General features: G+C 61.3%; 21 protein-coding genes and 1 pseudogene. 16 read left to right on the top strand and 6 right to left on the bottom strand.

Translation table 11 applies throughout. The features are described 5' to 3' along the window. Positions 1-28 precede the first annotated feature (28 nt). The 9 genes from F4X08_13560 (at position 29) to F4X08_13520 (ending at position 8,720) form a co-directional block, all read left to right on the top strand. The gene (locus tag F4X08_13560) at positions 29-325 is read left to right on the top strand and encodes a hypothetical protein (GenBank protein ID MYD26826.1); all 297 of its coding nucleotides are present in this window, start codon (positions 29-31) and stop codon (positions 323-325) included. Next, entirely contained in the window at positions 318-1,106 is a 789-nt protein-coding gene (locus F4X08_13555; GenBank protein MYD26825.1) for a phytanoyl-CoA dioxygenase family protein, read from the top strand. Before F4X08_13560 ends, F4X08_13555 begins: the two co-directional genes overlap by 8 nt. Further along, positions 1,090-1,932, top strand: coding sequence for a sugar phosphate isomerase/epimerase (locus F4X08_13550; protein ID MYD26824.1), 843 nt, complete (start codon positions 1,090-1,092; stop codon positions 1,930-1,932). Before F4X08_13555 ends, F4X08_13550 begins: the two co-directional genes overlap by 17 nt. Positions 1,933-1,938: 6 nt before the next feature. Further along, positions 1,939-3,378, top strand: a complete 1,440-nt coding sequence (locus tag F4X08_13545; protein ID MYD26823.1) for a hypothetical protein — start codon at positions 1,939-1,941, stop codon at positions 3,376-3,378. Between the two features lie 101 nt (positions 3,379-3,479). Next, positions 3,480-4,850, top strand: a complete 1,371-nt coding sequence (locus F4X08_13540; GenBank protein ID MYD26822.1) for an aminotransferase class III-fold pyridoxal phosphate-dependent enzyme — start codon at positions 3,480-3,482, stop codon at positions 4,848-4,850. An 18-nt stretch (positions 4,851-4,868) separates the two neighbouring features. Next, positions 4,869-5,987, top strand: coding sequence for a hypothetical protein (locus tag F4X08_13535; protein ID MYD26821.1), 1,119 nt, complete (start codon positions 4,869-4,871; stop codon positions 5,985-5,987). 229 nt (positions 5,988-6,216) lie between these two features. After that, positions 6,217-6,531, top strand: a complete 315-nt coding sequence (locus F4X08_13530) for a hypothetical protein (GenBank protein ID MYD26820.1) — start codon at positions 6,217-6,219, stop codon at positions 6,529-6,531. Between the two features lie 226 nt (positions 6,532-6,757). Then, positions 6,758-7,768 (top strand): MoxR family ATPase, encoded by a 1,011-nt coding sequence (locus F4X08_13525; protein MYD26819.1) that lies wholly within the window; start codon positions 6,758-6,760, stop codon positions 7,766-7,768. A 52-nt stretch (positions 7,769-7,820) separates the two neighbouring features. Further along, the gene (locus F4X08_13520) at positions 7,821-8,720 is read left to right on the top strand and encodes a DUF58 domain-containing protein (GenBank protein MYD26818.1); all 900 of its coding nucleotides are present in this window, start codon (positions 7,821-7,823) and stop codon (positions 8,718-8,720) included. 44 nt (positions 8,721-8,764) lie between these two features. On the opposite strand, the gene ugpC is transcribed toward F4X08_13520, so the two are convergent. Beyond that, the gene (gene ugpC, locus F4X08_13515) at positions 8,765-9,865 is read right to left on the bottom strand and encodes a sn-glycerol-3-phosphate ABC transporter ATP-binding protein UgpC (GenBank protein MYD26817.1); all 1,101 of its coding nucleotides are present in this window, start codon (positions 9,863-9,865) and stop codon (positions 8,765-8,767) included. A 236-nt stretch (positions 9,866-10,101) separates the two neighbouring features. Between ugpC and F4X08_13510 the strand changes: the two genes are divergently transcribed. The 7 genes from F4X08_13510 to F4X08_13480 all read left to right on the top strand — a co-directional run bounded on the left by F4X08_13510 (position 10,102) and on the right by F4X08_13480 (position 17,035). Next, entirely contained in the window at positions 10,102-11,049 is a 948-nt protein-coding gene (locus F4X08_13510; protein ID MYD26816.1) for an ornithine cyclodeaminase family protein, read from the top strand. A gap of 11 nt (positions 11,050-11,060) precedes the next feature. Further along, positions 11,061-12,239 (top strand): aminotransferase class I/II-fold pyridoxal phosphate-dependent enzyme, encoded by a 1,179-nt coding sequence (locus F4X08_13505; GenBank protein MYD26815.1) that lies wholly within the window; start codon positions 11,061-11,063, stop codon positions 12,237-12,239. 18 nt (positions 12,240-12,257) lie between these two features. Then, a complete protein-coding gene (locus F4X08_13500; GenBank protein ID MYD26814.1) occupies positions 12,258-13,409 on the top strand; it encodes an aminotransferase class V-fold PLP-dependent enzyme in 1,152 nt (383 codons plus the stop codon). Between the two features lie 34 nt (positions 13,410-13,443). Then, a complete protein-coding gene (locus F4X08_13495; protein MYD26813.1) occupies positions 13,444-14,904 on the top strand; it encodes a hypothetical protein in 1,461 nt (486 codons plus the stop codon). Between the two features lie 67 nt (positions 14,905-14,971). Continuing rightward, positions 14,972-15,226 carry a type II toxin-antitoxin system HicA family toxin gene (locus tag F4X08_13490; GenBank protein MYD26812.1) on the top strand — a complete coding sequence of 85 codons (255 nt, stop codon included), beginning with the start codon at positions 14,972-14,974 and terminating at the stop codon, positions 15,224-15,226. Beyond that, positions 15,223-16,845, top strand: coding sequence for a type II toxin-antitoxin system HicB family antitoxin (locus F4X08_13485; protein MYD26811.1), 1,623 nt, complete (start codon positions 15,223-15,225; stop codon positions 16,843-16,845). The genes F4X08_13490 and F4X08_13485 overlap by 4 nt, the downstream gene beginning before the upstream one ends. Beyond that, positions 16,817-17,035, top strand: coding sequence for an MjaI family restriction endonuclease (locus F4X08_13480; GenBank protein MYD26810.1), 219 nt, complete (start codon positions 16,817-16,819; stop codon positions 17,033-17,035). The genes F4X08_13485 and F4X08_13480 overlap by 29 nt, the downstream gene beginning before the upstream one ends. Before the next feature lie 101 nt (positions 17,036-17,136). On the opposite strand, the pseudogene F4X08_13475 reads toward F4X08_13480, so the two are convergent. The 5 genes and pseudogenes from F4X08_13475 to F4X08_13455 all read right to left on the bottom strand — a co-directional run bounded on the left by F4X08_13475 (position 17,137) and on the right by F4X08_13455 (position 23,954). Beyond that, positions 17,137-18,456, bottom strand: a pseudogene (locus F4X08_13475) (lysine 2,3-aminomutase). Between the two features lie 652 nt (positions 18,457-19,108). Continuing rightward, on the bottom strand, positions 19,109-19,870 hold the full coding sequence (locus F4X08_13470; GenBank protein MYD26809.1) for a nucleotidyltransferase family protein: 762 nt from the start codon (positions 19,868-19,870) through the stop codon (positions 19,109-19,111). Continuing rightward, positions 19,867-21,303 (bottom strand): phosphotransferase, encoded by a 1,437-nt coding sequence (locus F4X08_13465; GenBank protein ID MYD26808.1) that lies wholly within the window; start codon positions 21,301-21,303, stop codon positions 19,867-19,869. Before F4X08_13465 ends, F4X08_13470 begins: the two co-directional genes overlap by 4 nt. Before the next feature lie 7 nt (positions 21,304-21,310). Next, positions 21,311-22,285: an esterase-like activity of phytase family protein gene (locus F4X08_13460; GenBank protein MYD26807.1), complete on the bottom strand. Its 975-nt coding sequence runs from the start codon at positions 22,283-22,285 to the stop codon at positions 21,311-21,313. Further along, positions 22,275-23,954 carry a peptide ABC transporter substrate-binding protein gene (locus F4X08_13455; GenBank protein MYD26806.1) on the bottom strand — a complete coding sequence of 560 codons (1,680 nt, stop codon included), beginning with the start codon at positions 23,952-23,954 and terminating at the stop codon, positions 22,275-22,277. Before F4X08_13455 ends, F4X08_13460 begins: the two co-directional genes overlap by 11 nt. Positions 23,955-23,968: the final 14 nt, after the last annotated feature.

The following is a 23,968-nucleotide window of genomic DNA, read 5'->3' as shown; positions in this document are numbered from 1 at the left end:
ATCGACTATCATTACTGTCCAGGCCAACATGTCTTCAACCCCTAACCAAGGCGTCAGGCAGCGGTTGCTGTACCTCCACGCGCGGACGCCCAGCGTTTTCTCCGAGATCCTGGGATGTACCCCCATTGAACCCGTCAAGTATTACCGGGCGGAAATCACGGCGGACGTCCCCGACTGGCCCTACAACACCGTGCACGACGCGCTCGTCGACGGGTGGCAGATCGTGCAGTTCCCCCATCTCCAGGCGCCTTTCGACGACCGGGACCTGGACGTCGTGGGATACGAGTTCATCTTGCAGAAACTGGAGGAGGTCCAGGATGGATAAGTCCCATCTGCTCACGGATATGGAGATGGTCGGCTTTCTCGTGAACGGCTATCACCTGCTCGAACTCGATCTTCCCGAGGGACTTAACGAGCGGATCGCCGGCCAACTGGACGAACTGGACCACAATCCCGGCGACGCCATCGCGGAGGAGGTGACCGAGCTCTGGCAGGCGGTCGAACATCCCGCGGTGAAAGGCGCCCTGGTCAGCCTGCTCGGCGAGGACTACGAGGTACAGGGCCACCGCCATTGGCACTGCAAGCAGCCGCACACCGGCCACATGTCCTGGCACCAGGACAGCACGAACAGCCGGGACACCCGGATCGACCGGCTGCTCGGGCTGTTCTATCCCACCGACATCACCCCGGAGATGGGACCCACGATCATCGTCCCGGGCACGCAGTTCCGCAACGCGCCCACGGACCGCATGGCCACCTATACCAACATCCATGGGCAGGTGCCAATGGTCGTCAGGGCCGGGACTTTCGCCCTGACCCACTATGACCTCTGGCACGGCACCGCGGCCAATCGGACATCCATCAAACGCCACATGATCAAGTTCCTGTTCAGGCGGATGCAGGACAACCGCGCACCGACCTGGAACCACGATCCCGAAGCCATGAACGTGCCCACCGCCTGGGGCGGGAAACGGGACGACCCCAAGAACGTCCTGTCTTTCGGCAACCCCATCGGCGTCGGACAGAGCGATCACTACAAGGAGCGCCAGATACGGTGGAAATGCTGGAACAACCTGCTGGGAGTAGCCGATGCGCCTGACGGTTAGCAACCATTCCTTCGAATACCTCGACCTGGAAGGCACGCTGGCGCTGGCCCGGGCCATCGGCTTCAAGGGCGTGGACATCGCCGGGTTCCACGACCGGGGGCGATGCAGCCTGGAGCCGGATGAAGTGGGCACGGACCCGCTGGGCCATGCGAACCGTCTCAACCGCTTGCTGGCCAAATACGAACTGGAAGCCGTCGATTTCTTTCCGCAGTTCGGCGCATCCCTCGAAGAACGGTCCTTCAATGCCCCGGACCCTGCGGTGCGTAAGCAGAACAGGACTTCATTCGAGGGGATCATCCGCTTCTGCGAGGCTGTCGGCATACCGGGGTTCACGATCAGCCCGGGCACGCACCATCCGGGCCACTCCTTCGAGGAGAATCTCGATACGGCCGTCGAAGCCATGAACGAATTGACCGACCTGGCCGGTGAACGGGACATCACGGTCCGCTTCGAACCTCACGTCCAGTCCGTCGTCGACACGCCGGAAAGGGCACTGGCCCTGCTGGAACGGGCGCCACAGGCCACGGTCACGCTGGACTACTCGCACTTCGTCATGCAATACATTCCCGAGGGACGGATCCACCCCCTCCTTCCCCGTACCGATCATTTCCACATCCGTGCGGCGCGGCCCGGGAAATTGCAGTCCCGGCTCGACGAGAACACCATCGATTTCGTGGACATCGCCCGGCGGCTCGAAGGACTGGGCTACCGGGGCTGCCTGTCCATCGAGTTCGTGTATATGACGTGGTTCGACTGCAACCGTGTCGACTGCCTGACGGAGACCATCTTCACGAAAGACCTCATGCAGCCGCACGTGCCGGTGTAACGCGACATGCCCGAACTCTACGCCGGCGCCGCTCGGCGCGTGATCAACCCTCCACTGGGTATCCGGACCTTCGGCTTCAGTTCGCGGGAAGGACTCGTCCAGTCGATCGAAAGCGACCTGACGGCCACGGCGCTGGTCCTTTCGGACGGAAGGGCCAAGGTCGTGATCGTCGCGACGGATACCGGGTGGATGGACCTGCCCGTGATGAACGATCTGCGGCAACGCATTGCCGAAGCGGTGGGAACCGACTCCTCCCACGTCATGGTCAATCTCAACCATACCCACAGCTCGCCCGCTATGCCTGAGTGGTTCCCCGATGAACCACGACAGATCGCGCTGCAGTCCCGGTACCAGGAGGATCTGTGCGGCGGGATCACGGATGCGGCGCGGGAGGCGGACGAACAGAAGGTCCCGGCGCGCATCGGCGCGGGGCGGGGCGATTGCCGCATCGGGATGTACCGCCGGGAAACCGATGCCTCCGGCGAGGTCTTCCTCGGCGAAGTAACCGGTCATCCGACCGACTCGTCCGTGGGGGTCCTGCGCGTGGACGACCTGGAAGGCCGTCCCATCGCCACGTTGTTTTCCTACGGCTGCCACCCGGTGACCGTCGGACCCCGGTCCATGGCGGCTTCCCCGGATTTCCCGGGCGCGGCCAGGGACCTGGTCGAGCACGCTATCGGGGGACTATCGCTCTTTCTCCAGGGATGCGGCGGGAACATTATGCCGCGGGGCGGCCTGAGCATGGAGGCCGACTGCAGGGACGAGAAAGACCGTATCGGAGCCACGCTGGGCGCCGAAGTCGTCAAGACCGCCGCGGCCATCCACACCCACCGGAAGCGCGGGAAGCGCCAGCGAATGGGATCGCTGTCCCGCATTACCGTCTGGCCCTGGGAGCCGGTCACCGGCGAGACGTGCACCTGGCTGGCCGCCGCGGACGAATCCCTTTCGCTCATCTTCATCGACCTGCCGTCGCTCGACGAGGCCCGGACCATCAGGGCGGAATGCCACGAGGCGCGGGACAAAGTCCGCTCACAGGGTGGCGAGGTATGGGAGTTTCTCGTAACCACGCGATTCGCGGACTGGAGCGACCGGCTCGTAGAGGCCGTAGAAACCAGTAGTGCCTCGATCAAAGTCGTGGTCCAGGCCATACGGATCAACGATATCGTCCTGGCCGCGAACAGCACGGAGACCTTTTTCGAAACCGGACTGGCCATCAAGGCCGGATCGCCGTTCCCCCAGACCCTGGTCATGGGCTACACCAACGGATGCGTATGCTACCTGCCCAGGGCGGAGGATTTCCCGGCGGGCGGCTGGGACATCCGTAAGCGCTGGTACGGCGTGCCCGACCTGCTGTTCCAGGCCTACAGCATGCCCACGGCCATCCACCCCGATTCGGAGCGGCGGGTCGTCGACGCCACGCTGGCATTGATCGACGGGCTGCGATGACCGAAAGCCTGCGTTGAACGAAGACTTGCGTTGGGCGCGCGCGGGCACGGTGAAGCGTTTCCTGCCGCATCCGGGCCGTGCGGCGCAAGCGAGGACTGAAGATGGGTGATGTATCGATCGAAGCGCACAGGAAATCACGCCCCAGGGCCGCGGAACTGTATTCGCGCGCGCTGGAATCGCTGGCCGGCGGGGTGGGTCACGACCTGCGCAGGGGCCATCCCCTGCCTTTGTACATTTCCCGTGCGGCCGGCTCACGGAAGTGGGACGAGGACGGCCGGGAATACATCGACTATGGCATGGGCAACGCCGCCCTGCTGCTGGGACACGCGCCGCCGGAAGTGTGCCGGGCCATGCGCGACGCACTCGATCTGGGCTTCCATTTCGGCAACGACCATCCGATGCAGCTGGAGTGGGCCGAACTGATCCAGAAGCTGGTCCCCTGCGCGGAACGCGTGCGCTTCGTGAACTCGGGGTCCGAGGGCAGCATGCTCGCACTGCGCGTTGCCCGGGCCTTCACCGGCAAGACCCGGGTGCTGCGTTTCGAGGGACACTTCAGCGGATGGCACGACGGTGTGGGCAAGGGAGCCATGATTCCCTTCGACGAGCCGGTCTCGGCAGGCATCCCGCCGGCCGTTCTCGATACGATCGAAGTCATCCCGGCGGACCTCGACCGCGTTGCCGAAGTGCTGGAGAAGGACCGGGACATCGCCGCCGTCATGCTGGAGCCGTCCGGCGCGTCCTGGGGTACCGGACCCCTTACCGTGGCCTTCAACGAGGGGCTTCGCGATCTGACCCGGAACCGCGGCGTGCTCCTGGTCTACGACGAGGTCATTACGGGATTCCGCTACGCACCGGGCGGCTACCAGGAATACGCCGGGATCACGCCGGACATGAGCTTCCACGGCAAGATCGTGGCGGGCGGCATGCCCGGAGGCGTGCTCTCGGGCCGCGCAGACATCATGGAAGTGTTCGATTACACCGGCGACGCCCACCGGGACCGGTACGAACGGGTGCATCACCTGGGGACCTTCAACGCCAACCCGGTCTCCACCGCCGCCGGCATCGCCACCTTGAAACGCGTGGTCACCGGCCTGCCTCACGAGCGGGCGAACCGGCTGGCCGAACAGTTGCGCCAGGGCCTGGACGGCATCCTCCGCGAGGAAGGCGTGGCCGGTTACGTCTACGGCGACGCGTCCATCTTCCACGTCTACCTGGAGGCCTTTCCGGGAAGCGGCGCATCGGACCGTGAACGATTGGTCACCCGCGACGTGAACGTGCTCAAGGGGATCCCGGCTCCCGTAGTCTCCGCCTTCCAGAAAATGCTGCTCGCGCGCGGCATCGACCTGGTCTCCTACACGGGAGGCGTCACTTCCTCCGCCCACACCGAAGAGGATATCGCGTTGACGATGGACGCCTTCGGAGACGTCATTCGGGCCCTGGTCCGCGAGCGCGTGATCGCGACACTCAAGTAGAAAGGAGCGACAGGTCACATGAAACTCACCCTGACTTCGCCGAGGTCCAGAGCAGCGCAACTGGCTGCCATCCCGGCGCCTGATGGTTGTGACGCGCAGGTGCTTCGTCTGACTGGAAGCGGCGGTTCGACCATTCTGGCCGAACGGGATCCCCTGTCCGCCATATACCACGCCATCCTGCCGTCCATGGCATCCGGCGAGGCGGCAACGTGGGATGCGGCCGCCCCCGAAGGTCCGGCGCCCCGCTGCGGCATCGAACACGTATGCCGTGAAGACCGGGTGGAGGTGTCGCTGGGCGGCGCGCCGTTCATGACCTTCCATCACGGTGCCGCATATCCAAAACCCTTTATCAATCCCATTCTCACGCCGGGCGGCGTCAACATGCTGAGGGAGCCCTTGCCGGCTTACAGCGAAGGAGAGCACCCCTGGCAGCGGGGACTCACCCTGATGCAGGGCGCCATCAACGGCGTGGATTGCTGGGGTGAATTCGACCGGCCCGGGTTCGGGCGGACCGCCCAGGATGAGATGTCCATCCACCGGGGGCCGTTGTCGCTCACGATCGCCACGGGCAACACCTGGTACGAGGCAGACCGGCCCCTCATGTCCGACCGCCGCTGGTACCGCCTCTTCGACACCGGCCGCGACGCCGTGATACTGGATGTCCTCTTCACGCTCATCACCGACCACGGTCCCGTGACCATCGGGTCCACGAAGGAGGGCGGGTTCCTTAGCATCCGCGTCAATCCCACCATGAACGCGTCGGGCGACGGCCGGATGCGCAACGCCTACGGCGCGGACGACGAGACCGGTTGCTGGTCCCGCCGGGCGCACTGGATGGATTACTGCGGCCCGGTGGGTGGCGAGACCGGCGAGACCAGGCTGACCGCAGGCTTCGCCGTCTTCGACCACCCGGACAACCTCCGCTATCCCACGGCCTGGCACGTGAGAGGGTACGGCCTGTTCGCTGCGAACTGCTGGATGGTCTGGGACGACCACCGTTGCGAAGCGAATACGGAGACTACCTTCCGGTGGCGCGTCGTCATACACACCGGCGATACGCGCGAAGCGGCCATCGCGGACCGTTTCCTGGACTACGTGGACGGACCGCGGACGCAGTGGGATCAGCATGAGGCTTGACTGGACACCAGATACGGTGATCCCAGCTCGGTATCTGAAAGACTCAAAAACTTCTGCTGTGCACGAGAAAACCACCGTGGCGCCGACTAATCCTGTGAGAGGTACGTTCTTGACCCCATTTAAATAGCGCACACAGGAGGCGTCCATGTTGACTCACGGTGATTTAAACAAGAGGTTTGAGGCCTTTGAGCAAAACACGACCGAAAGGTCCAATAGGTTTGAGCAAGACGTGGTCAACAAATTCAACTTCTTTGCCATAGAAGTAACGAGGAAGATCAGCGCACTGAACGAGTGCGTAGACCGGCAGTTCGAAGCTGTAGACCGGCAGTTCGAAGCTGTAGACCGGCGGTTCGAAGCCGTGGAAAAGCGACTCGAAGCCGTGGAAAAGCGACTCGACGCAGTGGAAAAGCGACTCGACGCAGTGGAAAAGCGACTCGACGTAGTGGAAAAGCGACTCGAAGCCGTGGAAAAGCGATTGGAACGGATTGAAACGGACGTGGCGGAGATCAAGGACCTCCTGGTCAAAGTACTGGCGAAGTTGTAGTTCGAGTCGATCTGGACAGCGAATGAGGAGACCCCGCCTGCCGCTTAAACTCCTTGAAAGGCCTTCCAATCTTCCTGTATCTTGACAGGCCGTATCTTCACAGCATCGGTGCGCTTTCAGGCCTGGACTCCGAGGGCTGTGGGATTGGGCCGGGCACTGGATACGGACATTGGATCATTATTTCGCGCGGAGATAGAAACGGATTCGTTTTTCGAGGGAAGGACCTATGAGTGAAGAACATCAACACGACGATCTGAAAATCGTCGAAGAACTCAAAGAAGCGGGCGAAAACATACGGACTGAGATTTCCAAGGTCATCATCGGCCAGCAGGACGTGATTCAACAACTGCTGACCGTCCTCCTGGCTAACGGCCACGCCCTGCTGATCGGCGTTCCGGGGCTGGCCAAGACCCTCCTGATCAATACGCTCTCCAGGACGCTCGATCTCAAGTTCAGCCGCATTCAGTTCACACCGGACCTGATGCCGTCCGACATCACGGGAACGGAAATCCTGGAAGAGGACCGGACGACCGGTCACCGGGAGTTCAAGTTCATCCGCGGACCGATTTTCGCGAACGTGATCCTGGCCGACGAGGTCAACCGTACGCCGCCCAAGACCCAGGCGGCCCTTCTGCAGGCGATGCAGGAACACGAAGTGACGGCCGCGGGCGAGTCCATGAAGCTCGACGAACCGTTTTTCGTCCTGGCGACGCAAAACCCCATCGAACAAGAAGGCACCTATCCGCTGCCCGAGGCCCAGTTGGACCGCTTCATGCTCAGTATTTACATGGATTATCCGTCACGAACTGAAGAGATCGAAATCGCCCGAAGTACGACGAGCGTTCAGGAGGCCGAACCGGAACATATCCTGACGGGGACCGACGTTAAGAAACTGCAGCAGTTGATCCGAAGAGTGCCCGTGGCGGACCATGTGGTCGAATACGCCGTCTCACTGGCACGCATGACCCGTCCGAACGAGCCGGACGCCCCGCCTTTCATTCGCGACAGGGTCAGTTGGGGCGCCGGTCCACGGGCTTCCCAGTACCTGATCCTGGGTGCGAAGGCCCGGTCGGTGCTCATGGGAAACTTTACGCCCACGCCGGAAGACGTGCGTGCCCTGGCGCTGCCCGTGCTGAGGCACCGCATCGTGACCAATTTCAACGCCGACGCGGACGGGGTCACCGCCGATGACATCATCACGCAACTGATGGATGAAACGAAGGGCGCCTCATCCTGACGAAGGGCGCCTGATCCTTCTGCAGGCTTGACAGCACGCTCGACCGCACACCATGAATTCGACCGATTACCGCAAATACCTCGATCCGATGACCGTGTCCCGGCTTGCCCGGCTGGATCTCAAGGCGCGGCTGGTCGTGGAAGGGTTCATCGCCGGGCTGCACAGCAGTCCCTACCACGGGTTCAGCGTCGAATACGCGGAACACCGGCAGTACATGCCGGGCGATCCCATCAAGCACATCGACTGGAAGGTTTTCGCCAAGTCAGACCGGTTCTACATCAAGGAATACGAAGAAGAAACCAATCTGAAATCCTATATCTTCCTGGACGTCAGCGCGTCGATGGAATTCGTGTCTACGGGGATAAGCAAGCTGGAGTACGGGAGATACCTGGCGGCCGCGCTCACCTACCTCATGCTGAGCCAGCAGGACTCCGTGGGGCTGGTGCTGTACGACGAGCGGATCAGGCAATACGTTCCCCCGCGGTCGGTCCGCAACCATCTGCACATCATTCTGCAACGGCTGCACGCCGCGGCGTCCGGATCAGGAACGCGAAGCCGGGCGACCTTTCACTCGCTGGCGGAAAGGATCAAGCGGCGCGGGCTGATCATCATCATTTCCGATCTTTTCGACGAACCCGGTGACATCGTCGACAGCATCCGGCATTTCCGCCATCGAAAACATGAAGTGATCGTGTTTCGCCTGCTGGATCCCGCCGAGAAGGGCTTCGAATTCCGCCATCCCGCTCGTTTCCGCGACATGGAGACCGGGGAAGAGGTGTATACCCACCCGCACGTGATCCGTGAAGCCTACCTGGGGGATCTGAAGGAACAGGACGAACTGTACACCCGCGTCTGCCGGGAGAACGCCGCGGACTATCTCAGCCTGGACACCGGCACGCCATTCGACCAGGCCCTGTTGACCTTCCTCGCCAAGCGCGCCCATTTGGGCTGACGCCTCCCACCCGCGTGTTGACGCCCGCGCCCGACACAGGCCGGTCAAACGATCGCCGCTTCATCTTCCCTGGAGAAGAAGTGGGCCCTGGCCATGTTCACGAGGAGCGGCAGTTCCGTGTTAATGGCGGGGTCTACGAAGGCGTCCACCCTGGCGATGAACGGGTACCGGCCGGTGGTCATGTAGAGGAAAGTCTCGCTTCCCATGGGTTCCACCACCTCGACGGTCGCCTTGATCTGACGGGCTTCCCGCCAGTCCTTGTTCGCATCCACGGAAGTGATGTCCTCCGGACGGATGCCGAAAGTGACCTCCCGGTCCCGCCAGGGCGACAGGGCCTCTCGCATGCCGTCCGGAATGGGAAGCCGGAGGCTGCCTTCGTCGAAGGCCGCATGCCCGTTGTCGAAAACGACCCTGCCCTCCAGGAAGTTCATGCCCGGACTGCCGATGAAGCCCGCGACGAACCGGTTCGCCGGTTTCTCGTAAAGCTCGAGGGGCGCGGCGACCTGCTGCACCTCGCCGTCTTTCATCACCGCGATCCGGTCGCCCATGGTCATGGCTTCGACCTGGTCGTGGGTGACGTAGACGATGGTCGCCTCGAGGCTGTTATGGAGTTTGCTGATCTCCGTCCGCATCTGCACGCGCAGCTTGGCGTCCAGGTTCGAGAGGGGTTCGTCGAAGAGGAACACCTTGGGCTTGCGCACGATGGCGCGGCCCACCGCCACGCGCTGACGTTCGCCGCCCGACAGCGCCTTCGGTTTGCGGGCGAGGAGATGGCCGATGCCCAGAATGCCGGCGGTCTCGTTGACCCGCGCCTCGATCTCGGAGCGGGGATACTTGCGCAGCTTGAGCCCGAATGCCATGTTCTCGTAGACCGTCATGTGGGGGTAGAGCGCGTAGTTCTGGAACACCATGGCGATGTCCCGGTCCTTCGGCGGGACGTCGTTCACGCGTTTCCCGTCGATGTGGATTTCGCCGGAGGTCACTTCTTCCAGTCCGGCGATCATGCGCAGCGTGGTGGACTTGCCGCAACCTGAGGGTCCGACGAGGACCACGAACTCCCTGTCCTTGATTTCCAGGTTGACGTTACGGACCACCGTGTTCTTGTCGAACCGCTTGTCCACGTTCTTCAGGACTACATCCGCCATGTAAGCACTCCTTAAGGGACTTTGCCGGCCGGTCTGTGAGACTCCCGTATTGTGTGACCCGCCGGGGTTTTTGTCAATACAATATCCCCGCCTGCCAGGCTCGGTATCCAAGCGGTTTTATTTGACTTTGCCTCTTAAAAACGTTATTTTGTCTGCTCATTTTCGGGAAACAATCCACTTGCCTGTTGCGCCATGCGCAATCCCCAGATAACCGGACTGCCGGGAGGAGTCTTACCATGCCGCTCATCGTCGAGCTGGACCGCATCAAGGAAGCCGTAGAGGGCATTGACGTCATTCAGGATATAGAAGACGGTTTCGTCGCCTATTCGCAGGGGAAGGTGCAGGTGCCGCCGGTCGGCGAGATGCACTTCGAGGATCCTCCCGGAAACGTGCATATCAAGTACGGCGCGATCAACGACGACGACTATTACGTCATCAAGCTGGCCTCCGGGTTCAACGACAACCCGACGGTCGGACTGCCTCGCGTCCAGGGCATGATGCTGATCTTCAACCAGCGGACCGGCCAGCCCGTGGCCTTTCTGCTCGACCAGGGCTACCTCACCAACGTGCGCACGGCCGCCATGGGGCCGGTCGTGGCCAGGGCCCTCGCGCCGAAGAACGTCAGCCGCATCGGCGTATTCGGCACGGGTCTCCAGGCGCGCATGCAGGTCGAGTACCTCAAGGGCGTCGTCGACTGCACGGACGTGATCGCCTGGGGCCGTTCCGCCGAGAGCAAGGCCTCCTACAAGAACGAAATGGAAGCCCAGGGATACACCGTCGAGATCACGGATGACGCCGGCGCCGTGGCGGCGACCAGCAATCTCATCATCATGTCCACGCCGTCCCTGTCACCGCTGCTGACCGCCGACCAGGTGCGTCCCGGTACGCACATCACCGCGATGGGTTCCGACACGCCGGACAAGATCGAACTCGATCCAGGCGTCCTCGCGAAGGCCGACGTGGTCGTGGCGGACAGCATTCCGCAATGCAGGCTGCGCGGCGAAATCGCACAGGCGATGAAGGCCGGCGCCATAACCGAGGACAAAGTGGTCGAACTCGGAAACGTGATCCAGGATCCGTCCCTGGGCCGCACTTCCGACGACCAGATCTCGATCGCCGATTCGACGGGCGTCGCGGTACAGGACATCCAGATTTCCAAAGCCGTCTATCACGCCGTAAAGTAAGGAGCAATCACATGGCAGCGGCCTTCCAGCCATTCGAACTGGAACGCATCATGTCGGACTGGGAGCAGGTCGTGGAGTACAACCTGTCCGAGAGCGGCGCGCATCCGGTTGAAGTCAGAGAACTGATCGAACACGATCCGGACATCCTGGACCGTATGCTCGATACTGAACTGGGCTACGGATACGCGAATGGCTCGCCGGAACTGAGGGAGGCCATCGCCCAGTACTACCCCGGCGCGAACGCCGAGAACGTCCTGGTGACCATCGGCTGCATCGAGGCCAACTTCATCACGTTCCAGACATTGCTGGAAGGTGGCGGAGAGGTGGCGGTCCAGGTGCCCTGCTACCTCCAGAGCTGGGGACTCGCGCACAACCTGGGCGCGGTCCGGCGGACGTTCCGCCTCGATCCCGACCGCAACTGGGCGCTCGATACGGACAGTCTCGAAGCCGCAGTCTCGGACGAAACGAAGCTGATCTCCATCTGCAATCCGAACAATCCATCCGGACAGATCCTGACGGAAGCCGAAATGGACGCCGTCGTCCGTGTGGCCGAAGGCAGCGGCGCCTACCTGCTCGCGGACGAGATCTACGCCGGGTCCGAACGGGAACGCGAGGAAGTGTCGCCCACCTTCTACGGCCGGTACGACCGGGTCATCTCGGCGGGCAGCATGTCCAAGTCCTTCGCCATGCCCGGCCTGCGGATCGGCTGGCTCGTCGGTCCCGAAGACCTGATCAGAAAGCTCTGGATGCGCCACGAGTACCTGACGCTGAGCACGGCCAAGTTGTCCAACCACTTCCTCGCGCCGCTGGCGCTGCGCCCGGACGTGCGGAAGACCATCTTCGAGCGGACGCGGGGCTATATCCGCCGGGGATGGGACAATTACCGGACCTGGATCGACGACAACGCGGACATCCTGAGTCTCGTGCCGCCCCAGGCGACGGCCATTTCCTTCGTCCGGTACAACCTGAAGACCGACTCCGCGACGCTCGTGAACCGGCTGATCCAGGAGAAATCGGTGCTCATCGGGCCGGGTGACTACTTCGGCGTGCCCAACCATCTCCGCATCAGCTACGGCCTGCCGCCCGATTACCTGAACGAGGGGCTTCGCCGGATCTCCAGCCTGCTCCGCCAGGTCGCCGAGGAAGAGGCCGCCGGATCCGAGAACGAGCGCGGCGCGGCCGCCGGCTGATCACGGGAAGGGCCTGCCATGAAGCCGTCCCACGATCCGCTGGTACCGGTCGACGAGTTTCCCGTAGCACAGACCTGCACGTATATCAACGCGGCCAACGTGACGCCCATGTACCGTCCTGCGGCCGCGGCGATCACCGAATGGTACCGGGACGTCGCCGAGCACGGCAGCAACCACTTCGACGAAGAAGCCGAAGCCACGGTTTTCGACGAACTCCACCGGCAGTCAGCCCGGCTCTTCAACGCTTCTCCGACGGACATCGCCGCCGGTTCCAGCACCACGGAACTCCTGAGTTCCCTCGCCTGGGCGGTCATGCCCGGCGCGGAGGCCAACGTCGTCAGCACCGACGTTTCCTTCCCCGCCTCGGTGTACCCCTGGCGGCGCGTCGCCAACCACACGGGCTGCGAGATCCGGCTGGCGCATGCGCGGGGAGAAACCGTCGATCCGGATCGCGTCAGGGATCTCGTGGACGACAATACGGCGGTGGTGGCCCTGTCCCACGTGGAGTTCCGCAGCGGCCAGCGCTGGGACCTCGCAGCCTTTGCGGACATCGCACATCGTCACGACGCCTTGCTGGTCGTGGATGCTACGCAGTCGGCCGGTGCGGTGCCCATCGACGCGACCGGCATGGGCGTGGACGCCGTGGCCGCCGGGGCGTACAAGTGGCTGTGCGGCCCTTTCGGCGTGGCCGTCATGTACCTTGCGCCGCACCTGGCCACACGTCTCGAGCCCGGCCTGGTGGGCTTCAGAAGCCAGAAGGACATCTGGGATATCCGCACCGATCCCCCGGACTACCCGGAGGACGCGTCCCGGTTCGAGTTCAGCACCATGGCTTACGGGCTGGCCGGCGGGTTCGCGAAGTCGATCGGGTTCCTCGTGGACACGGGTATCGACCGGATCTTCGCCCACAACCAGGTGCTGGCCGACCACCTCATCGACGGCCTGGCCGCGATCGGCGCCGAGGTTACCTCCCCCCGGAACGCCGACGAGCGATCGGCCATCGTCACTGCGCGCTTCCCCGGCCGCCGGGTTGCCGACGTGGCGCAACACCTGAAACAGGCGGGCGTCATGGTCGCCCTGCGCGGCCCCGTGATCCGCTTCTCGCCCCACCTGTACAACCGGATGGCCGACGTGGAACGGGCGCTTGAAGTGATTTCCGGCATGCCCTGATTCCGCCACCGGGCCGGTCCGAAAAAGACCAACCATGTACAAGTACCAGTGGTACCAGTCGATCTACGACAACTTTCCCGGAATCGTCGAGGAGGCACGACGCTACGGCGAAGAAATCGGCACGCTGAAGCTGAAGCAGGACATCGGCCTGTACGCCGGCAGCTCGGCCAGGCCGGGCAACCTGCCCGACTACGTACTCGACGCGATCGTGGAAGCCAACCGGGGCGGCAAGACCTTCCCGGTCCGGGTGATCGAAGACGAACTCCGTGAAGTCGTCAAGGACGTCTACGGCGACGAGTACGACGCAGTAGCCGCCAATACCTGCGAAGCGCTGCTGCGCCTCACGCTCGAAACCCTGTGCGCGCCGCCCTCCATGCGCCACGGCGACATCTACCGCGGCCGCCTGCTCATGCCCTACGGGGAGGACTACGAATGGATCGGCGGATACGGCCGGGCCTTCCCGCCGCGTTACAAGAACCTCCTCGTGGACCGGACCATCGCCGGCGGCGAACTGGGCATCGAGAACAAGAGCCTCGCGAACCTCGAGACGCTCTACGTCCGCATGGCCGGTGCGAAATACGATCCCCACGGGATCCGGTACAATCCCACGTCGCTGCTCACCTCCGTCGACGTGGACGGCACCATCGAAAACGTGAAGAAAGCCGCCGAGCGAAACGCTTCGCTGCTCACGGGCATCGCCACGGTGGGATACGACACCCCCAGCTACGGGCTCGGAGCGCAGGACGAGAATGGCGCGCCCATCCTCCTTAAGGAACTGGCCGACGTGGCCCGGGATTACGACGTCCCATACATCGTCGACACAGGGGGCTCGATTCCCATCGTGGGCATGGACCCGCGGGACATCGGCTGCGACATCATCACCTACAGCATGGACAAGCCGGGCCGCGCGCCCGCCTCAGGGTTGCTCATCGGCAAAGAGGAGACCATCAACCCGATCCGCAAGGGCATGGGCCTCGGCGGCCAGCGCTACGGCGAGCTGTCCTCCCACGGAAAGGCCGTGTATACCTTCAGCGATCCGGGCCGGGACACGCTGGTGGGCCTGACCGCGTACCTGAAGGTCCTGCGCGACCGGCCCCGCCTGGTCACCGACCCCATAGACCGGTTCCACGAAATCATCGTGGAGGAATTCGCGCAGCTGGAGCCCGCGCGCTTCCGCGACGACCTGATCTTCACGAAGACCTATCAACTGGGCGGCACCGAGCTCAACTACGAACGCACGTGGAAGGACGGTGCCTTCGGCATCCCGATCTTCAACCTCGAAGACCTGTGGGCCAACACCAATCCCATCGTGCTTGCCCAGGAGCACATGGGCGTGGAACCCGCCACGATCTACAGTGGGAAGATGTTCCTCGGACCCGGTCTGGGGACGTTAGACCAGGAAGGCAACCTGATCGAGGAATACGCGGTACTCGGCGCGAAGACCCTGGTCAAGGCCGTGGAAATCGTGTGCCGGCATGCGGGGCTGGGGGAATGAGCCTAGCGCATGCGATGACGACTAAAAAAACACTTGCCAATGATATTGAAATGTGATATCATTTAGTATGAATAGTCGCCAACGGAAAACCCTGGAAGCAGTTTTTACCGACCCAGTTTCGTCGAACATAGAATGGCGACAAATCGAGACACTTCTTGTTTCAGTGGGTTGCGAGTTAATAGAAGGTCGTGGATCTAGAATAGCTTTCAAGTACGGGACGCATCGAGCCGATTTTCATCGACCTCATCCGGGCAAGGAGGCCAAACCCTATCAGGTACGTGCTGCACGGGAGTTTCTTACATGTATGGGAGTAACACCATGAAGCCGATGCGCTACAGGGGATATCCGGCGCGCATCGAATACAGCGACGAGGACGGATGTTTCGTCGGACGCGTGGCTGGTATTCGCGACATCATCACTTTTCACGGAGAAAGCGTTGGAGAAGTACGCGAGGCTTTTGAAGAGGCGGTTGAGTTCTACCTGGAAAGCTGTGACGAACGGGGCGAGACTCCGAACAAACCTTATTCCGGGAAACTATTGTTGCGAATTGATCCTGAAGTCCACGCAGCGGTAGCCGAGGCGGCCGAAGTCGACGGAGTGAGTACCAATCATTGGGTTAGTGAAAGACTCTCTGAGGCTGTTGTTGAAAAAGAGCGTGCTTCGACAACACCAAAAACAGATAGCTATGATTCAAATGTAAAGAAGTTGAATCTAACTATATGTAACACCGCCATATCACCAGGAAGCAGTAGTGTGAAAACTGCAGTACTATTGGGAGCAGGATCCTCAATACCAGCGGGATTCCCATCCACAAAAAAACTGACTCAAATAGTACGGTCAGGAAAAGGCGTTACAAGGGAGTCAGATTCGTCCTACTACATAGATTTCAACAGTGCCGTCCTGCAAGAAGGCACAACTACACTTGTGATTGAATTAGTGAATCACCTTCATGAAGTACAGAGACAGTACTACGAACACTATGGCCTAAATCGGACACCAAATTATGAAGATATCGCCTATCTGATTTCGCAAGGATGTGAGCAGTGGAAAGGAGAAATAGACAACCCTGTTGTACTATCTTTCATTGACAGACTTAGAAGTGATATGGCTTCAGAGGTACATGAGTTAGAACAGTATGACTTTAAGACATGTATTAATCATACTGAGAATGAAGACTTGCTTGCATCACTTCTCGAAGAAAGCCTCAATTACATTGTAGATATTGTCTGGCGATGTCTTTTAGGTAACCCGAATTCCGTGAGACAACTTGGTGTAATTAAGCACATCTGCGAAAGCTCCTGTGTCACCAGTATTTCCACGCTTTGTCACGACACCCATCTCGAAACCTTTTTAAGAAACGAAGGTATTGGTCTTGCAGATGGCTTTAGAGATAGATACGACTCCGGAATACGCTATTGGAACGGGGGGTTTTCTTCTAATGGATCGATACCATTCCTAAAGTTACACGGTTCCATTGACTGGTTTGAACTATATCCTCACGGTGGAACGATTTTCGACAATCGGGTAGGAATTGTTTCGGCTGATCTCGATTGTCAACGACTACAAGACGGTAGTGGTGAATGGTTGGATACAACAGGAAGACCAATGCTCCTAATCGGTACGTTTAACAAGATCTCGCAATACAGTGCAGGAGTTTTTCGCGATCTACACTGTTGCTTCCGTTCGACTTTAAACAATGCGAACCAGTTAATTGTATGTGGCTACGGTTTTGGTGACAAAGGTATCAACAACGAGATCATTGACTGGGTGAGTGGTAGTCGAAAGAGACGCATTATCGTATTCCACCCAGAACCAGATGATCTTCTTTCAAATGCACGGCCCGCAATACGTAACAACTGGATGAAGTGGGAGAAGCACAACTCGGTTTCGGTTGTAACGAAACTTCTTGAGGATGTTGACGTTACTGATCTGTCATTGTGAAACCGAGGAATCAATGAGATTAAATCTGTACGTGGGTGAAAAGGTGTTTTCAATTATCCCGATTATCTACACGTCCAAAGCCTCAACCGTACACGATTCTATAAAAGTCCAGCTAATCTATTACGAAAAGAAGAGAGACGGGATTGTGTTTGAAATACCAGACGAACTGTTGACTTTTAAGATTCGTTAAATCCTTCTTTTAACCCGTACCGCGTATCATTCCCACCCCACGCCTTCCAGCACAAGCGACTCCATTTCATTCCACTGGCCGGAGGGCAGGTCCTCCTCGCACAACTGTGCCAGTTCCTTCTCGAAGAAAAACGCCTCCTCGCCGAAGGCCGGCTCGAGGTCGTCCAGCCAGATGGCTTCTCTATCGTACCGGGCAAAAAACGGCCGCAGGACCCAGTCGGGATTGCGTCCCTGCAGGAACCGGAGGGCGATGATCTTCTCCCCGTGGACTTCGCTGATGCCCATTACGTGGACCTTGCCGGGATGGGCCGACATGCTGGGTCCGCGCACGGTCCGGCAGATCCCGCTAACCTGCTGATAGGCTTTCTGGAAGATCTCCCAGGCCCGTACCATCGGCACGGCGAAGAATTGCTGCACGCCGGTGTCCCGCACCATGAACATGTAGTACGGCACCATACCCAGGTCCACCTGCCTGCGCCACATGGCCGCCCACGTATCCGGATCGTCGTTAATGTTCCTCAGGATGGGAGACTGCGTGTAAACTTTCGCTCCCGTACCGCGGATCCGGCTGACCGCCTTTGACACCACGTCGGGCTGGAGTTCGGCGGGATGGCTGCAATGGGCCATGATCGCCAGGTGCTTGCCGGCGCGGGTGATCCGTTCGAACAGCGCCAGTACGTCGTCGGCATCCGGGTCCGTGAGGTACTTGTGGGGCCAGTAGGCCAGCGATTTCGTCCCGATCCGGATCGTGTGCAGATTGGGGAGATCAGCCTTCAGCAACGCATCGATATACACGCTGAGGTTCTTTGCCCGCATGACCATGGGATCGCCGCCCGTGAAAAGCACGTCGGTGACCTGGGGATTGTCTTCGAGGTACCTGATGAGGCTTTCGACCTCGCGGCTGGCGAACTTCAGTTCATCGATGCCCACGAACTGGGGCCAGCGGAAGCAGAAGGTACAGTAGGCGTGGCAGGTCTGACCCTGGGAAGGGAAGAACAGGACCGTTTCCCGGTACTTGTGCTGCATGCCATCCAGTTTCTCGTTGTCCTCCCTGGGGACGTTGTGCTCGAGTTGACCCGCGGGCTGTGGATTCAGATTCCATCGGATCCGGTTCACGGTCCGCTCCATTTCCACTTCACCCGCCTCTTTTTTCACCAGGGCCGCCACCTCGTCGAAGTGGTCCGGCGACAGCATTTCCCGCTGCGGGAAAGTGAGCTGGAACATGGGATCGTCGGGGATATTCTCCCATTGGATCAGGTGCTCCACCACGTAGGAATTGGTCCGGAACGGCAGAACCCGCGCCACGACTTCCATTTCGAACTTCAGGTCGTCCGGGAGTCTGTCGATCTGCGGTATTTTCCTGTAGTTCCTGAGATCGTATATCCGAAACCTGGGGGTCTTGCCGTTCATGCTTCTGATCATGGTACCTTCCTTACTGATAACTGAGATCCGGCGCCCGGAAATCGGAACCGCCCCGCGTGCTCCTCGCAACTCGACTGGTTTTGGGTTGCGACGGGTCGGGACGTCGGACCCATAAATCACGGCGGACCCATGAACGGCGTCAGACCCATAAATTACGGCCCGGCCCATGAAGTTCGATCCGTGCGGGGCGAAGAGAAAGGCTGCGCTTGGATCGGAATCCCGGCGGCTTCAAGCAGGGATGCCCGTGCATCCACGAGCCGCCATCGCCCCGGGTGGTACGAACAAGAAGGCCGTCCGGGCCGAAAATTGAGAGAAATCCGTTCCGCGAGAACTATCGGAGACGCTCAACTGGAGACGATCAATGAGCGCGAATCCCGAGGGATACGTCTTTGTCGCGCAATTACCCGCTGTCGCCGGTTATGTGGGAGACAATTTTCGGCGGGGGCAACAACCGCGATAGAGCAGGCTACGCAGACACTGCCTCGCGCCGCGGGAGGACGATACGTCCACTAAAACCTCCTTTGGGTGAGGGCGTGTTTAGAGGAAGATAGGTCCAGTTTCAAGGTAACCAAAGGCGCACTGTACTTCAAGTCTTTTCGACCGATGGCGCGAAGCCCGGCCGTTGCACACCGGTGCTTTCCTGGAAAACGGATTAACCGAAATCCGCGAACCAGTCCGTTCCGAACAGCCGCTCCGCCGCCACGATCCGGTCCACGCTACCGAGATCCGCCCACAGGGCTTCTTCGGCCCGATAGGCCTGAACGGTCCCGCCCGTACCCGCCAGGTCCAGGAAGAAGTCGACGATCGAAAAGGGACCGGTACTGGTCATCTTGCCCAACGCCTCCGGGGACACAACGTAGACACCCATGAAGGGCAGGGCGGTAACGGGACCTTCCATCGACCGGACCGTGCGTGTCTCTCCCGTGATATCCGAACGCCAACCGCCCAGCCTTCCCGCCTCGTCGAAAAGCAGGTGGCGCGAGCTCTTCCTTTTCTTCACGGCGACGGTGACCAGGGCGCCCGACGCCGAATGGGCATCCGAAGCGCGGTGGGCCGTCGTCAATTCGGACAGATCCAGGTCGGTCAGCACGTCCACGTTGTGCACCAGGAACGGCTCCTCGCGGTCGAAGAACCACGCGGCCTTGCGCACCCCGCCGCCCGTGTCCAGGATCTCCTCCTCCACGGAAACGGTGAGTGAAACGCCGGGGCCATCGTACGCGGCCGTGAAGGCTTCGATCTGTTCCGCGAAATGGTGGGCATTGATGATGATGTCGGTGAAACCATGGCGGGCGAGCCGCGCGATCACCCAGTAAAGCATGGGTCTGCCGGCCACCGTCACGAGCGCTTTGGGCCGGGCATCGGTGAGAGGCCGCAGCCGGGTGCCCAGGCCCGCCGCAAGGATCATGGCCTTCACGAATCCTCCTGCTCCCGGTGCCTGAGCCGAACCTTCAAGCCCGGTCGCTCCTTCAGGTGCGCCGCCAGCCGCTCCGCGAAGTATACCGAGCGGTGCTGGCCGCCCGTGCACCCGAAGGCGACGGTCAGGTCCGTGAACCCGCGGCGCAGGTGGTGTTCGACCGCCCGGTCGACCATGGTCTGCGCATCCCCCAGGAAGGACCGTGCCTCCTCGAGTTCGTCCAGGAAGGCTGCCACCGGCGCGTCCTTTCCCGTCAGGTCCGCGTATTCCGGAATGCGGCCGGGGTTCTTCACGATCCGGCAGTCGAAGACGAACCCTCCACCGTTTCCGCTCGGATCCCGGGGCAGGCCGAGATGATAGGAGAAACTCCAGAGGTGGATGGTCAGTCCTTCTCCGGAAACCTCGCCCATTCGCCGAAGTGACGGATCGTCGATGATGCGCGACCAGGCCCGGCCCAATTCAGGCAGGTCGACCGGCAGGCCGGCCCGCGTGAGCAGTCCCTCGAGGTTGCGGACGCCGTGGGAGATGCTGGTCAGGAAATGGGACTTGCCCTCGTACAACCCGCGGTACCCGTAAGCGCCCAGCGCCTGCACGAGACGGACCAGGGCGTAACCGTAATAGTGCGCGAGGAACGCATCCCGGCGAAGAGGGGCATATGCGCCGGCCGCTGCGACGTAGTAGTCCAGTAACTCATCCCGAATCTCCCACGGGATGTCGGCCTTGGCATCCTGCAGGAGAGACGCCACGTCGTATTGAAGCGCGCCCTGCCGCCCGCCCTGGTAGTCGATGTAATGCGGGCGTCCCTCATGCCACATGATGTTGCGGGACTGGAAGTCGCGGTACAGGAAGTAATGGGTATCCGCTTCCAGGAGGAACGCCGTGAGCCGCTCGAAATCGTTTTCGAGGGCCTGCTCGTCGAAGTCGACAGGCACAAGCTTCAGGAAGTGGTATTTGAAATAGTTCAGGTCCCAACGGATGGACTGCGCGTCGAACCGGCTCCTGGGATAACAGATCGAGAAGTCCAGGTCCGCCGCCGCGGTGACCTGGAATCGGGACAGGTCGTCGAGCACCTGCCGATACATTGCCACCAGCCGGTCCGAAAACGATCCGTCCTCCGCGCGGGCGGCGGCCACCCGGCTGAACAGGGTCTCGTCACCCAGGTCCTGCTGCAGGTAGACACCCTGTTCCAGGTCCTCGGCGAAGATCTCGGGCACCGGCAGGCCGTGGCGGTTGAAGTGGCGCGAAAGCGTAAGGAAGGCGACGTTCTCCCGGCGGTCGTCGTTTGCCGCGCCGATGACCGTCCGTCCCTTGTCCGCCAACCGGAAGTACTTCCGACTCGAGCCGTCCGCGCCCAGGGCGGCGATGCGCGCCGGTCCACGGCCGAACGTGCGGCGGAAGAGGTGTGCCAGCCTGTCCTGGGCATCTCGATTCATGACCACTTCAACCGGGCCGATTCATGATCAGGAGCAAGGGTCTGTGATCGGTGGGATACATCCGGCGAGCGTCGTTGTTGTTGTCGAGGATGACGTAGACCCGGTCGCGGTCCATGGCGAGCCCCTCCGCCGTTTTTGCGCCGAACTGTTCGTGCTGATAGAGGTATTCCGGGTCGTTGACGATATGGGCGAAGGACCAGATCGTCGAGGGGCTGTCCACGTCCAGGTACCGGATGGTCTTCCGGATGGTCGCGGTGCTCCGCTGCAGGATGTATACGTTCTCGACCTCACGGTGCAGCCCCGTGTAACTGTTCGCCGAGCCATGATTGGCGATCTCCACGATCCGCTGCACCGGGGCCATGTCGACTTCGATCAGGCCGCAGGGCTCCCGTTCCGCGGTGACCAGGAACCGGTCCCGCGCCATCAGCGTGATGCCCTCGAGATATCCGCCGCGCGTCTGGAAGAGTCCCGCCGATGCACCCGTTTTGCGAAGGCTCGTGGTGACCCAGGACGCCTTCGTTCCGCCCGCGTCGACCTTCAGAATGGCGAACGCCCCTTCGCTGGCGAGATAGAAGCTTCCGTCGTCATCGCGGGTGATGCCCTCCAGGTCCAACCTGAACACGCCGAAGGGTTTTTGCGCCTCGAACCGGATATGCGGAACGAATACCGCGACATCCTCCCGGAGTTCAATCCGGAAGATGGTATCGTCGTGCTTGTCGGAAACGGTGTACAGGGTGTCGTTATGGACGAAGAGTCCCGATGGCTGGTTGGATTCGGGACCTTCCACGGGGAGGACGCTGATCGCTTCCAGGAGGATCGGGCTTTCCTGGGCTGCGGTCGCCCCGGGCATCCAAAGCAAGGTCGCAACGCATAGGGCGAGCGGCGCGAGAAGGAGGCGGAATCCGAGCGGCCGGCGTAGCGCGGCCGGTAAACAAGGGGCGTCCGGGCCCCGCTTCCCCCCGGAAAACCTGCTACTCCCCATCTTCCACCTCGGCGATGTATAACTTGTGCCAGCGGAAGGAACCCACGGTGCCGTCGTCGTTTACGGCATAGCCCTTCAGCCAGGGTTTCCGGAGCTGCAGGCCCATCTTGTGATAGAGGAACGCGCCGGGATAGTCCGCCACGTGGACGGCCGAGGCTTCACGGTACAGACTTTCCCTGATCTCCGGATTCAGTTCGGCCGCGGCCGCATCCACGAGGCGGTCGAAGTCGGGATTATGCCAGTCCTGCCGGCCGTGGCCCCGGGGCTGCGAGTGCCAGATCATGTCCAGTATGTTGCGGGGGTCGAGGAAATCGGCGCCGAAGGCGATCAGCCCGAGGTTCATGTTCCACTCGTACAGATGGTCCATGTAGGTGTGCAGGTCGGCCGTCCGGATGTCCACGTCGACGCCGAGATGTTCTTTCAGCATGCTTTGTATCGCCACGCCGATCAGGCGGTCGGAGGGCGTAGGCGCCCTGAGCCACAGTTCCTGGCGGGGGAATCCCTGTCCACCCGGATATCCGGCCTCGCGCATCAGTCGCCGCGCCCGTTCGGGATCGAAGCCCTGCACCGCGGCGTGCGTATCGCCCTCGAATTCCCTGAAGCCGGGCGGGATCATGGAATAAGCCGGTACGGCCCCTCCCCGAAGGATGATGTTGCAGATATTGTCGCGGTCCATCACCCGCGTAAAGGCTTCCCGGACGCGAATGTCGTCGAAGGGCGGCAGCTGCGTCCTGAAGAAGAGATACCAGGTATTCAGTCCGTGAAAGCGCACGAGATCTTGCTTCAGGTCGGGATCACGTTCGATGCGTTCCAGGTCGTTCACGTCCACGTTCTCCATGTCGACCTCGTCGCTTTCGTAAGGAAGGATGGTGGCCGCGGCCGCGTTGCGAAAAGGGTGTATCACCCTCTCCAGGAAGGGCTTATGGGGGCCGTTGTAGTAGGGATTGGGAACAAGCGTCATGTGGCTGCCGTTGACCCACTCCGTGACCATGAAGCCGGAATTCGTGATGATGTTCTGCGGTTCGGTCCACTTGCGGCCGTATTTGTCCACGAGCCGCTTCGGCACCGGCATGGCGTCACCGAAGGAAACGATATGGGGCAGGTAGGGCGCCCGCTTTTCCGTTTCGATGACCAGTGTCGAATCGTCCACGGCCCAGATGCCCAGGGACGTGAGATCCTCGTTCTCCCCCTTGACGATCGCTTCGGCGTTCTTGATGTCGTAATAGAAGAAGGCGTAGATGTTGGTGGATTCAGGATCGAGCATCCGGCGGTAGGAATACACGAAGTCATGGGCCGTCAGCGGCGACCCGTCGCTCCAGCGCATCCCGGACCTGAGGTTGAAGGTCCAGATTATCCCGTCATCCGAGCCCCAGCTGTGCGCGGCACCCGGGATCGGGTTCCAGTGCTCGTCCTTGAACAGCAGGGCCTCGAAGGGCAGGATCGTCTGCTCGGTATCGTAGGGCTCGATACTGGGGTCCAGGCTCTTGGGCTCGGGGCTCATGGACCGCAGCACCTGGCGGGAGGCGTCCACGGCGTCGTCGGGCAGCGTCACGCCGATCGAGTTGACGCGGCCGCCTTCCGGGGTGGTCCCCGACTGTTCCCCGCCGCGTTCGCCTTCGCCGCAGGAGGCCAGCAGGAGGATCGATACGAGTACTGCGGGAGTGCGCATAGCGTACCGTCGTC

Source organism: Gemmatimonadota bacterium (assembly GCA_009841265.1).
In the GTDB taxonomy this organism is placed as follows: Bacteria; JAAXHH01; JAAXHH01; order JAAXHH01; family JAAXHH01; genus JAAXHH01.
Note: the sequence above shows the minus strand (reverse complement) of the source record. Positions and strands in the feature narration are given on the sequence as shown.